The sequence below is a fragment of the Gordonia otitidis genome, assembly GCF_020735545.1.
Classification (GTDB): domain Bacteria; phylum Actinomycetota; class Actinomycetes; order Mycobacteriales; family Mycobacteriaceae; genus Gordonia; species Gordonia otitidis.
The window spans coordinates 3,035,076-3,047,452 of record NZ_CP085974.1; the positions used below are offsets into that span (position 1 = coordinate 3,035,076).

Genomic DNA, 12,377 nt, shown 5'->3' on the forward strand with positions numbered 1-12,377 from the left:
ATGGCATTGCGTCGTTCACTTCCAGGTAGCCGCAAGGCGTGGGGCGCGGCAGGTCTCGTGGCGTTGCTGGTACTCGCGGGCATCGTCGGATATGCGCTCTACGACCGGGCGACCACCAAGACCATCACGGCATACTTCCCGTCCGTGAACGGCCTCTACACCGGCGACACCGTGCGAGTGCTCGGGGTGAAGGTGGGGAAGGTCGCCGCCATCACCCCGCGTTCGGGCGACGTGAAGGTCACGCTCGACGTGGACCGCAGCACACCGATTCCGGCCGATGCCCGAGCTGTCGTGGTCGCGCAGAGTCTGGTGTCGGGCAGGTTCGTTCAGCTGACACCGGTGTACGCGGGCGGCAAACAACTCGACGACGGCAGTGCGATTCCCATGGAGCGCACCGCGGTCCCGATGGAATGGGACGACGTCAAGAAGCAACTCGCGACGCTGACCAAGGCGATCGGACCGGACGGCGCCGACAAGGGATCGGCTGCCAGGCTGATGGACGTCGCCAACAAGAACCTGCAGGGCAACGGATCAGCGCTGAATTCGTCGATCACGAATCTGTCAGACGTGATGTCGACGTTGTCGTCCGGCCGCGACGACCTGTTCTCGACGATCCGCAACCTGCAGAAGCTGACCGACGCCCTCTCGACCAGTCACGAGGAACTCGTGCAGTTCAACGGCCGGATCGCCTCGGTGACAGACGTCCTCGCCGACAACACCACGGAACTCGACGGTGCGATGCACAACCTCGACTCCGCGATGACCGACGTCCAGACATTCATCGACCAGAACAAGGACGCGTTGACCTCGTCGGTGGCGAAGCTGTCAAACACCACGCGCATCCTTGCCGAGAAGGACAAACAGATCCGCGGTTTGCTGCACTCCGCGCCCAATCAGCTCGCCAACTTCTACAACATCTACAACCCGCTGACCGGGTCGCTCTCGGGAGTCTTCGGACTCGGGATGGGCAACAACCTCATCACGTTGCTCTGCGGGACGATCGAGGCCAACAACCGACCGGGACAGAGTGAGGCCGACGTCGAGAAGTGCGTCGACGTCCTGGCTCCGGTCCTTGGGTCGCTATCGGTGGCGTATCCGCCGTTCATGTCGGATCCCGTGGTCGGCAAGAGTGCGCTGCCCAGTCAGATCACCTACCAGAACGCTGACGTCAAAGCTCGTGCACAGCAGGGAATCCGTGACCAGGACGCCGCAACCCGACGCGGCAACGGTGGTGGACTCGGCGATCTCCTCGTGCCCTGGGGAGGTGAGGGATGATGCGGCACAGGCTCACTCGTGGGTGGCGTACCGCGCTCATGGTCGCCGTGGTCACCACAGTCGCGACGGCGTGCGGATTCGACGGCGCCGACAGCCTACCGGTGCCGGGAGCCCAGGGAACGGGCAACGGATCGTGGGAGATCTCGGCGGTCATCCCGACCGCGGCAGGGCTGACCAACAACTCGCCGGTCATGCTGAACGACGTGACCGTCGGCAGCGTCGGAGACATCGATGTGGACACCGATTGGCATGCAAAACTGCCGATTCGACTGAACCCCGGGGTGCAGGTGCCCCGCGGTTCGTACGTCAAGGTCGGAATGACGAGCGTGCTCGGTTCGACTCACCTGCAGATCGTCCCACCGCAGCAGGTGACCGCCGGCTATCTGCATGCAGGGGATCAGATCCCGCTGCCGTCGTGCCCAGAGCAGAAGAACATCGCCCAGCCGTCGGGTCAACGAGTTGCCGACATCAACTCCGCGCAGCAGGTGCCCCAATGTGCGTTCCCGACCACCGAGCAGGTGCTCAGTGCATTGTCGGTGGTGCTCAACGGCGGTGGCCTCTCACAGCTCGGTGACGTCACCCACGAGCTGAGCCAGATCCTCGGCGGCAACGCCGACTCGATCAGGCAACTCGTGCCGCGTCTCGACACGCTCGTTTCCGACCTCGCGGGGCAATCGGGCCACATCATCGACGCGATGAACGGGCTCGACAGGTTGAGCACCACGATCAATCAGCAGAAGCCGACCGTCGAGAAGGCGCTCGCCGACGGACCCGACATCCTTCGCATGCTCAACGACGAACGGGACAAGTTCACCGGGGCACTGTCGGCGTTGAGTGGCCTGTCGAGGACGGTCAACGACGTGCTGCGCGCCAACACCGCCGACATCAAGACCATCGTCGCGAATCTGAACCCGACACTCGGCGCGCTCGCAGCGGCGGGCCCGGCGCTGCCCGCGGCGACCAAGATCTTGTTCACGTTCCCGTTCCTCGAGGAAACGATTCCGCAGATCGTCAAGGGCGACTACGTCAACTCCGACCTCGTGCTCGATCTGACCGTCGACCGACTCAAGCAGACCATCCTGATGACGTCGGGACTGGTGGGACCCGAGGGCGTGACAGGTCAGCCCGCAGGCGCGGCGAAACGCGGACTCGATCCGTTCACCTCGCCGCTCGTTCCGGGCGGTGAGAAGCGGCCGGACAGCACCGACCCGGTTCCCGCGGGATCGCCGGAATCGACCGCGACGGGAACGTCGGCATCGACGCAGACGCCGTCCCCGACATCCTCATCCCCGAGCGGGGGCGGACGATGAAGATCACCAGGTTCGTGCGCATGCAGCTCACCATCTTCGCGATCGTCACCGTGGTCGCGCTCGTTGCGATGGCCGTGTACTACGTGCGGCTACCCGCGATGGCCGGTGTCGGACGGTACGCCGTGACCCTCGAATTGCCGAGTACGGGCGGTATCTACACGAACGCGAACGTCAGTTATCGCGGCGTCAACGTCGGCAAGGTGACGCAGGTGCGCTTGACCGAGAACGGTGTTGCGGCGACGTTGTCGATCGAGTCCTCGGCCAAGATCCCCGCAGACTCGCAGGCGTCGATCCGCAGTGTCTCGGCCGTCGGCGAGCAATTCGTCGAATTCACGCCGGCGTCCGGGGCGGGAGGCGAGTACCTCGGCGACGGTGCCGTCGTGCGCAGCACCGACGTACCCGTGGAGATCTCATCTGTGCTCGAACAGGCCAACGCGTTGCTGGACAAGGTGGGTGACACCGGGTTGCGCGATGTCATGGACGAGGCGTTCACCGCGTTCAACGGAACGGGGGAGGACCTGCGGCGACTACTCGACTCGATGACACTGCTCGTCGACGACGCCGACAAGAACGTCGACGCGACCATCGACCTGATCAAGCAGACAGGCCCCCTGCTGGAAACCCAGAACAGGACCGCCGATTCGATCCGTGCCTGGACTGCCGACGCGGTCAAGGTGACCGATCAACTGCGGGCGAACAAACCCGAGATCACCGACATCCTCGAGAAGGGGCCGTCGACAGCGTCGAAGTCGCAGCAACTGTTCGCGAGTATGGATCAGACGTTGCCGATGATGATCAACAATCTGGGCGTCGCGTCGAAGACGCTCGCGGTGTACCTGCCGAATCTGCAGCAGGTCGTGGTGATCTATCCGCGGCTGATCAGTGCGCTGCTGACGGCCGTGCACCAGGGATCGGCCGAGTACGGTCCCAGCGTCCTGTTCTCGCTCGGCTTCCAGGATCCACCGCCGTGCACCGTCGGATTCCTCCCGTCGGATCAGTGGCGCAGTCCGGCTGTTCAGACCGCCCAGGAACTCCCACCGGGTTTGCTGTGTCGGCTGCCGCAGGACTCGCAGATCGCCGTCCGTGGCGCCAGGAACTTCCCCTGTGCCGAGTTTCCCGGCAGGCGAGCACCGACACCGGAAGAGTGTCGCACCGGCTTCCAGGCGAGCACCAAGAAGAACGTCGCCCTGCCCAACGGAATCCCCGGTCTCGTGCCCGCCCCCGCCGGATACACGACGCAGGCCACCCCGGACTCGTACGAGCCGGGACCCGCCGTCTACGGCACCACGTACGATCCGGATACGGGCGACTTCATCGGCCCCGACGGGAAGACATACAACGCCGGAACCGGCACAGACACTCGAGGACAGAGCAACGGTCAGGGGCACAGCGTCGACCAGGGAAATAGAGGCACGTGGCAGGGACTGATCACCAGCGGGATGGACGAGTGAGTCGGCAGACGGCATCGCGACCCGTACGCTCCGCGCCCCTACGCAGGCGACGGAGCCGACGTAGCGTCGACGAGCCGGTGGTCGGCACCGCGGTTCCCGCCGAGGGCACCGCGGAAGCCGCCGAGCGCACCGCGGAAGCCGCCGATGGCACCGCGGAAGCCGCCGACGGCACCGCAGATCTCGCCGACGGCACCGCAGCTCTCGCCGACGGCACCGCAGAATCCGCCGACGGCACCGCGGAAGTCGCTGAGGACACCGCGGAAGCCGCCGACGGCACCGCAGCACAGCCCGTCAGCTACCGCGAGCGGCGTGCGCGGCAGCAGCGAACCGCGGAGCGTCAACCCGTGCGGCGCGCTCGGGTGAGCCGGGGCCGCAACTTCAGGTGGATCGTCGCGGGCGCGGTGTGTGGAGTGTTCATCGTCGCGTGTCTGATCGCGTCGACGCTGTTCGCCGTCGGCACCAGTCGACTCGACCACCGCAACGACCTGCGTGCGTCGTACTCGACGTTCGCGCGTCAGATGACCATCGACCTCACCTCTCTCAATCCCGGCAACGTCGACAAGGCGCTCCAGACCGTGCAGGACAAGACGAGTGGTCCCGCACAGCAACGGATCAGACAGTCGATGGCCCAGGTGACAGACCTCATTCGTACGCAGAACCAGACCGTCACCTCGTCGGTGATCACCGATGCGGTCACCAAGGCGACCGACGACGAGGGCTCGGTGATCGTGGTCTACGGCTGGGAGATGAAGTCGCAGGATCCGAAGCAGGAGACTGTCGTCCAGACGTTCCGCTGGCGGGTCGACATCACGCGCATCAACGACGATCTCAAGATGACCAACTTCGAGTGGGTGATCTGAGCACGATGAACACGACTGAACGGTCCGAGCACACCGCACCCGCCGAGGACACGGCGGGCGCCAAGCCTGTGACAGAGACGAAGACAAAGACAAACGCAGAGACAAAGGCAGAGACAAAGACAAAGACGTCGACGAGAACCGTGATCACCACGGGACGTCTGGTCGGGGTGGGCCTTGCCGTCGTCGCCGTGGCCTGCGCTGTCCTGACAGGGTTTCTCGGGTTCAGGTACTGGGACGCCCGTGCCACCGAGAACTCGCGTGAGTCGTCGCTCGAGGCCGCACGGGACTACGCCACCACGATGTTCGGCTACGACCCGGTCAACGTCGCCGACCACGTGCAGCGTTCCCAACGCGTTGTCACCGGTGACGCGAAAGCCGAGTACGACCGCCTCATTGCCAAACCGCTCCCGAACGAGAACGACGACTTCGTCGAAGGGGTTCGTAAGCAGCGGGTGGTGTCGCAGGCGGTGATTCAGGATGCGGGTGTCGTGACCAACACGCGCGACACCTCGACCGTGCTGATCTTCATGAACCAATCGGTCAGCCGCAACGGCAAAGACCTCGTACGGGTCGACCCGAGCAGACTCACGTTCTCGATGGTCCAGCATGACGGCACCTGGATGATCGACAAGATCGAGATCATCACCGACGACTCGTTCCGCAGTCGTATCGAGCAGACATCGACTCCACCGGCGGGTGCGGTCCCGCTCCCTGGCCCGTCATCTGCAAGCCCGTCGCCCTCTGATTCGTCAGCCGTCCCGACCGAGCCGTCGGCACCTGCTGCCGGCTAGCGGCGTCGTCCTCTTTGTGCGGACGAACCAAATCCATCTGCGGACTTCATGTCGAAAGGACATGGCGTAGGTCACTCCGACCTCGATAGTGTCGTGTGGCACACAGGTGAGTCGGCGTAGCCAGCGCGAGTTTTCCTCCGCCGCAATGACTTTCGCGATGGTCCACGACATCGTCGTCGGATTCGGCGTCTTTCGGTCCGCTTGATGACGGTCGTTGCGCCTGTTGTGCACTGTGCCAACAGATTCGAGAGGGGTCCGTGTAAATGTCGGGAACATCCAATGGGGAATTGCAGGGTAAGCGCGTCTTCATCACCGGTTCTGCACGCGGTGTCGGCCGGGGAATCGCCGAGCTGGCGATCAACCGCGGCGCGCAGGTCGTGATCAGTGACTTCGATGAGGACGCGGCGCACAAAACGGCAGCGGATCTGGGTGCGGCAGGCGTGGCCAATTGCGACGTGACCGACGAGGCGAGCGTCGTCGACGCGATCGCTCGTGTGCAGGAGCTGCTCGGTGGGCTGGATGTGCTGGTCAACAACGCAGGCATCGAGGTCGCGGCCCCGCTCGCGATGCAGTCGACGGAGAGCTTCGACAAGATCTTCGCGGTGAACGTCCGCGGACCGTTCGTGGCCACCAAGGCTGCCGTGCCTGCGCTTGCCAAAAGCAAGGGCAACGTTGTCAACATCGCATCGGTCGCGGGGGTTGGCGGAAGTCCGTTGCTCGGTTCGTACTGCGCCACCAAGGCGGCGCTCATCCAGCTCACCCGCGTGTTCGCGGTCGAACTTCGCCAGACCGGAATCCGCGTCAACGCCGTCTGTCCCGGATTTGCGGATACGTCCATGGTCGACCGGCTCGCCCCCGAGTTCGAAGCCGCGACCGACGCCCCCTTCGGTGACCTGGTTGCGGCAAAACAGGGGCGGCTCGGAACCGTGGAAGACATCGCGGAGGTCGCGTGCTTCCTCGCATCCGACCGCGCGAGCTGGGTAACCGGAAGCCACTACGTCCTCGACGGTGGACTGACCGCATCCCTTGTCTGACTTCGTATCTCGATCCACTCCGACCACACGTAGACAAACGCCACACCCGTAGAGGAAGAAGACAGATCCATGGCACAGAAACTAGATGGCCGCGTTGCCGTCGTCACCGGAGCAGGCGCAGGACTGGGCGCCGCGATCGCCAGGCGTTTCGGGCAGGAGGGTGCGCGCGTTGTGGTCTCCGACATCGACGCTGACGCCGCCAAGTCGGTCGCCTACTCGATCGACGGCGCGATCGCGTGCACAACGGATGTCACCGACGAAGCACAGGTGCAGCAACTGATCACCGACACGCAGGAACACTTCGGCGCGCTGCACATCATGGTTCCCAACGCTGGAGTCGGTTCCGTGCAGCCCATCGCGGAGATGTCCTACGCCGACTGGCGGAAGACCACGTCGGTAAATCTCGACGGGGTGTTCCTCTCGATCCGCTACGCCGCACCGCCGATCATCGCCTCCGGCGGCGGTTCGATCGTGACGATCAGCTCGATCACAGCGACCGCGGGCTCTGCACTGATTGCGCCGTATGCCGCGGCCAAGGCTGCCGTACGCAATCTCACCGAGACCGCCGCCGCGGAGTTCCGGGCCCACGGCATCCGGGTCAACGCCGTACTTCCGGGCTTCATCGACACGAAATTGGTCACCACCGCCGCCCCGCTGTTCGAAGCCGCCCTCGGACTACCGGAAGGCGGCTTCGACGCAGTCATGGCGCAGAAGCAGGGACGTTACGGAACGCCGGAAGAGGTAGCCGCAGCGGTGACGTTCTTCGCCTCGGACGAGTCGTCGTGGTGCAACGGCAGCAGCCTCGTGCTCGACGGCGGATTCGTGAGTTCGCTGCTCTAGGCGGCATCGAGAGCGGTGTCAGGAGACCTGGTACCCCATCGGGAGCATCGTCGACTTGTGTTCGACGAATGCCTCGAGACCCTCGGGGCCGCATTCCCGGCCGATCCCGGAGTTCTTGAAGCCGCCGAACGGCGAGCCGGGGTCGATGGCGTAGAAGTTGATCCCGAACGTGCCGGTCCTGATCTTCTCCGAGATCTCGATGCCGCGTTCGACGTCGGCGGTCCAGACGGTACCCGCGAGGCCGTAGTCGGAATCGTTGGCGATGGCGATCGCGTCGTCGACGTCGTCGTAGGTGATGACCGAGAGCACCGGGCCGAAGATCTCCTCCCGGGCGATGGTCATGTCGTTGGTGACGTCGGTGAAGATCGTGGGCGAGAGGAAGTAGCCGGCGTCGAGTCCTTCGGGGCGCCCGCCCTCGAGAACGGCGGTGGCGCCCTCCTGTTTGCCCTTGGCGATATAGCCCTCGATCTTCTCGAGCTGACGCTTGTTGATCACCGGTCCTAGTTGGCTGTCGGCCTCGCTGGGTAGACCGACCTTCATGGCCTTGGCCGCCTCGATCATCGCCGCCACGATCTCGTCCTTGCGGCTCGCCGGCACCAGGACCCTGGTCTGTGCGACACACGCCTGGCCGGTATTGAACAGTCCGAGGAAAACCATCATGGGGATGTTGTTGATGTCGACGTCGTCGAGGACGATCGCGGCGGACTTGCCGCCGAGTTCGAGCGAACACCGCTTGAGTGATTCGGCGCACGCCGCACCGATCTGACGGCCCGCAGCGGTCGAGCCGGTGAAAGTGATCTTGTCGACGTCGGGATGTGCGACGAGGGCCTTGCCGGTCTCGGGTCCGCCGGGGACGACCGAGATCACGCCTGCGGGAACGCCTGCCTCAGTGAAGATCTCGGCGACAGCGTTGGCCGTCCGCGGGGTCTCGGGTGCGGGTTTGAGCACCACGGAGCAACCCGCTGCGAGCGCTGCGCCGAGCTTGTTGCAGACCAGGAAGAGTGGGACGTTCCATGCGGTGATAGCCCCGACGACGCCGACCGGCTCGCGGGTGATGCGGGTGGTGCCGAACAGGCCGGTGCGGTACTCGGTCCATTCATAGTTCCTGGCCGCTTCGGCATACGAGCGCAGCACGCCTGTACCCGGCAGCTTCTGCAACATGTCGACGGCGGCAGGCGGCGCCCCCATCTCCGACGACACCAGCGCGGAGATCGCTTCGGCGCGTTCGTCGATGATGTCGGCGACCCTGTCGAGCACCGCAGCGCGCTCTTCTGCGGACTTCCGTGACCAGACTCCTGACTCGAAGGCCGCGCGCGCGGTGCGCACCGCGGTGTCGACGTCGACCTCGTCGGCGAGTGGCACCGACGCGACCCGCTCACCGGTTGCGGGCGAGAACACCTCGAGGGACTCGGTCGAATGCGGTTGTACCCATTCGCCGCCGATGTAGAGCTGCGTGCGGTCGTCGGGCGTGCCTGCGTCGCTCGATGAACGTGATTCGACGGTCTGGGTCATGCGTGCTCCTGAAGTTGGTACCCGATGTGTTCCCTCGACTCGACCCGCTGCGGATGATCGAACTCGACCCGGGGAGGTGCGGACAGGTGTGAACCACCGCACATCCAATACTAGAACACGTTCTAACTTTGGTGTCGAGATCAGGACTCGAATGCGATGCGGGCGGCGAGACCTTCGACCGCATCGCCGAGCACCGCGATCCGTTCGGGGGTGTCGGCTGCCTCGAGAAGCGCCTGACGGTCGGCGGGGCCGATCGGGAGTCTGGCCGCCCACCCCAACAGGCCCGCGTCGTGGAGATCTGCGGCGTCGAAGGACGGGAGGTCGTCGGGGACGGGTGTGCCGCGTCGGATGAAGGCGTCGACCACGACCTCCCGGATGCGGACGCCGAGCGCGATCGCCTCGGCGTGCGATGCCTTGTCGAGGCCGGGCTCGTCGAGGATTGAAACCTCCGCCCGTGGATACGGGTCGTCAGGTAGCCACTCCGTCACCCGGAAACGTCGGGTGCCGACGCCGCGCAGGAACGACTGCCCATCGGGGTCTCGGGTGACGAGGTCGATGGTCGCGAACGTTCCGACATCGTGTCGGACGTCGCCGCCACCGACCTCCCACCCACGCGCGATGAGCACAACCCCGAAACGGGGCGCGCCGTCGTCGACCGCGAGGCAATCATCGAGCATCTGTCGGTACCGCGGTTCGAAGATCCGCAGTGGCAATACCTCGCCGGGCAGCAGCGCCGTCCCGAGCGGGAACATCGGCAGTGCGCTCATCGGGCTCTCCCTGGAGGGTGGATCAACGCGACGCGGGTGCCGCGACACGTATTGTCAGGCAGACGGTTTCGCGTCGAGTACGACCTCGAACTCCAGAAGGTCGGCGCCGCTGGCGACAGGCTTGGCGCGTTCGCCGGAGTGGGCTTCACGGGCGGGTCCGGCAGCCCATGCCTGGAAATCCTCCTCGGACTCCCACTGGGTCACGACGAAGTACCGCTCGTCTCCCTTGACCGGCCGCAGCAGTTGGAATCCCAGGAAGCCCTTCGAGCCGTCGACCGAGTGCGCGCGGTTGGCGAAACGCTTCTCGAGTTCGGGGCCCGCGCCCTCGGGGACATGGATTGCGTTGATCTTCACAACAGTCATGTCCTCAGCCTAGTTCGGAATGCGCGCGCTTTTGATTAACCTCGTTTCCTGTGACTGCGTACGCGATGGCCGAGACGGGACTGCTCGACCACGGTGGTCCCGACCGTGGCCTCGACACGCAGCAGTCGTCGGACGGGGCGGGTGTCGGACCGATCGTGCTGTTGCACGGCCTGATGGGTCGCGGTCGGACCTGGCGTCGCCAGGTGCCGTGGCTGCGCAGGTACGGTCGTGTCTTCACATTCGACGCCGCGTTCCACACCGGCGCCGACGCTGCGTCGATGTCCGACCCGGCGGAGATCTCGACCGAGCGGTTCGTCGCCGACCTCGCCGAGATACTCACCTGGATCGATCTCGGACCTGCTGTCCTGGTGGGACATTCGATGGGCGGGCTGCACGCGTGGTGCGCTGCGTCGGAGTACCCGGAACTCGTGAGTGCGCTGGTCGTCGAGGACATGGCCCCGGATTTCCGTGGACGCACCACCAACGAGTGGGCGCCGTGGTTCGATTCGTGGCCCGAGCGGTTCGACTCGCTCGAGCACGCGCGTCAGATGTTCGGTGATGTTGCGGGCCGATACTTCTACGAGGCATTCGACGACGGCAGGCTGCACGGACAGCTCGCCACGTGGACGGCCATCGCGCAGGAGTGGGGTGTGCGCGAGTTCTGGGAACAGTGGCGTGCCGTACCGGTCCCGAGCCTGTTGATCGAAGCGGAGCGCACCGTCACCCCCGAGGGACAGATGCGGAAGATGGCCTCGATCAACGACCACGCCGCGCACCTGAGGATCGGCGGATCGGGTCACCTCGTACACGACGACGCCCCGGAGGTCTTCCGGGGCGCCGTCGAAGCGTTTCTCTCTGCTCTGCCGTATCGCTGACCGGCTCGGCGTCGTATCTGATTCGGGTTGTCGGGTCGCTCAAGGAGCGGGCGGGGCGATCGGCTCGCCGACGATGCGTCGGTACGCGTGCACCTGGAAGAGCGCCGCGAGCGGTGCAGAGACGATCAGTCCGATGCCGAACAGCAGCGCGCCCACGAAGTTCGTCAACCACACGATGATCAGGGTGAGGATGGAGTCGCCGATTCTGTTCGTGGTCACGCGGAACGACCCTCCGATCGCGTCCGCGGGTGAGAGACGCTCACTGATCGTCGCGAGCACGGCGAACTGCAGGAAGAACGCCGCGATGATTCCGCCGATCACACAGAAACTGAGAACGAAAGTGATCAGGGCCACGAGGATCGTCGTTCCGATGACCGGCCAGAATCGGATCGGGACCAGGAACGACTTCGCGTCGACCGGTTCGCCGTTCGCGACGCGGACGGCGCCGGACAGGATCGAGACCTGGATGTACAGCAGGAGCAGGAGCCCGATGATGTAAATCGCGATCAGGCCCGCCAGCGCTCCGCCGCTCATTGTCGTCGTCTCGTAGCTGTAGCTGTAGCCGCCGTAGTCACTACCGCCCACGGTGTTGGTGGTCGTCGTGTCGAATATGGACGATCCCCAGAAGATCAGGACCCAGAACACAATTCCCACGAGTGCCATGATCACGCCGGGCAGGATCATCGGGCCGGGGTGTGCCTTGAACTGGCTCCATGCCCAGCTGAAGCTCTCACCGACGCTGAACGGTGTGCCGGGACCACCGGGCACGGGAGCGCCGTAGCCGGGTGCGGCGCCGTAGGGACTTGCGGGAGGCGGCGGTGTACCGCCCGGGGGGACCGAGCCCGGCGCCGGGGTGCCATATTGCGGTTGCCCGTACTGGGGTTGCCCATATTGGGGCTGCCCGTACGGGGGCTGCTCCGGGCCGGGCTGTCCGTACTGGGGCTGCCCGTACTGGGGTTGTCCGTACTGGGGCTGCCCGTATTGGGGTTGTCCGTATGGCGGCTGTTCCGGGGCGGGCTGACCGTATTGCGGTTGTCCGGGGGAGGGCTGCCCGTACTGGGGTTGCCCGTAGGACGGTTGCCCCGTACCGGGTTGCCCGTACTGGGGGTTTCCGTACTGGGGATCTCCGGGTTGGGGATCACCGTGTTGGGGGTTTCCGTATTGAGGCTGGCCTGCTCCGGGTTGGCCCGGTTGCGGCTGGCCCGGCGCGGGGTCAGTCCCGTACGGCTTGTCGGGATCGGGTGTGGAAGAAGGCGTCGACTCGTTCGGCGGCTCAGTCATCCAGCAAAATTAGCAACA

The 12,377-nt window shown here is 65.1% G+C and carries 12 protein-coding genes; 8 read left to right on the forward strand and 4 right to left on the reverse strand.

Annotated elements, in window-relative coordinates; genetic code table 11:
* From LK459_RS13920 to LK459_RS13950, 7 genes are all read left to right on the forward strand, one after another.
* Positions 1-1,275, forward strand: coding sequence for an MCE family protein (locus tag LK459_RS13920; protein WP_227918975.1), 1,275 nt, complete (start codon positions 1-3; stop codon positions 1,273-1,275).
* Positions 1,275-2,585 carry an MCE family protein gene (locus LK459_RS13925; RefSeq protein ID WP_407648797.1) on the forward strand — a complete coding sequence of 437 codons (1,311 nt, stop codon included), beginning with the start codon at positions 1,275-1,277 and terminating at the stop codon, positions 2,583-2,585. Before LK459_RS13920 ends, LK459_RS13925 begins: the two co-directional genes overlap by 1 nt.
* Positions 2,582-4,036 carry an MCE family protein gene (locus tag LK459_RS13930; RefSeq protein WP_007239797.1) on the forward strand — a complete coding sequence of 485 codons (1,455 nt, stop codon included), beginning with the start codon at positions 2,582-2,584 and terminating at the stop codon, positions 4,034-4,036. The genes LK459_RS13925 and LK459_RS13930 overlap by 4 nt, the downstream gene beginning before the upstream one ends.
* Positions 4,033-4,896 (forward strand): hypothetical protein, encoded by an 864-nt coding sequence (locus LK459_RS13935; protein WP_227918979.1) that lies wholly within the window; start codon positions 4,033-4,035, stop codon positions 4,894-4,896. Before LK459_RS13930 ends, LK459_RS13935 begins: the two co-directional genes overlap by 4 nt.
* A 5-nt stretch (positions 4,897-4,901) precedes the next feature.
* The gene (locus LK459_RS13940) at positions 4,902-5,687 is read left to right on the forward strand and encodes a hypothetical protein (protein WP_227918981.1); all 786 of its coding nucleotides are present in this window, start codon (positions 4,902-4,904) and stop codon (positions 5,685-5,687) included.
* Between the two features lie 263 nt (positions 5,688-5,950).
* Positions 5,951-6,721, forward strand: a complete 771-nt coding sequence (locus LK459_RS13945; protein ID WP_227918986.1) for an SDR family NAD(P)-dependent oxidoreductase — start codon at positions 5,951-5,953, stop codon at positions 6,719-6,721.
* A gap of 69 nt (positions 6,722-6,790) precedes the next feature.
* Positions 6,791-7,561, forward strand: coding sequence for a glucose 1-dehydrogenase (locus LK459_RS13950; RefSeq protein WP_227918987.1), 771 nt, complete (start codon positions 6,791-6,793; stop codon positions 7,559-7,561).
* Between the two features lie 18 nt (positions 7,562-7,579).
* On the opposite strand, the gene LK459_RS13955 is transcribed toward LK459_RS13950, so the two are convergent.
* The 3 genes from LK459_RS13955 to LK459_RS13965 form a co-directional block, all read right to left on the reverse strand.
* Entirely contained in the window at positions 7,580-9,073 is a 1,494-nt protein-coding gene (locus LK459_RS13955; RefSeq protein WP_227918988.1) for an aldehyde dehydrogenase, read from the reverse strand.
* Positions 9,074-9,213: 140 nt separating this feature from the next.
* A complete protein-coding gene (locus tag LK459_RS13960) occupies positions 9,214-9,825 on the reverse strand; it encodes an LON peptidase substrate-binding domain-containing protein (RefSeq protein ID WP_227923748.1) in 612 nt (203 codons plus the stop codon).
* A 69-nt stretch (positions 9,826-9,894) separates the two neighbouring features.
* The gene (locus tag LK459_RS13965; protein WP_227918989.1) at positions 9,895-10,203 is read right to left on the reverse strand and encodes an antibiotic biosynthesis monooxygenase family protein; all 309 of its coding nucleotides are present in this window, start codon (positions 10,201-10,203) and stop codon (positions 9,895-9,897) included.
* A 65-nt stretch (positions 10,204-10,268) separates the two neighbouring features.
* On the opposite strand from LK459_RS13965, the gene LK459_RS13970 reads away from it, so the two are divergent.
* Positions 10,269-11,078, forward strand: a complete 810-nt coding sequence (locus tag LK459_RS13970) for an alpha/beta fold hydrolase (RefSeq protein WP_227923749.1) — start codon at positions 10,269-10,271, stop codon at positions 11,076-11,078.
* A gap of 39 nt (positions 11,079-11,117) precedes the next feature.
* Here the strand turns inward: LK459_RS13970 and LK459_RS13975 are convergent, their stop codons facing one another.
* Positions 11,118-12,359, reverse strand: a complete 1,242-nt coding sequence (locus LK459_RS13975; RefSeq protein ID WP_227918990.1) for a DUF2189 domain-containing protein — start codon at positions 12,357-12,359, stop codon at positions 11,118-11,120.
* Positions 12,360-12,377 lie beyond the last annotated feature (18 nt).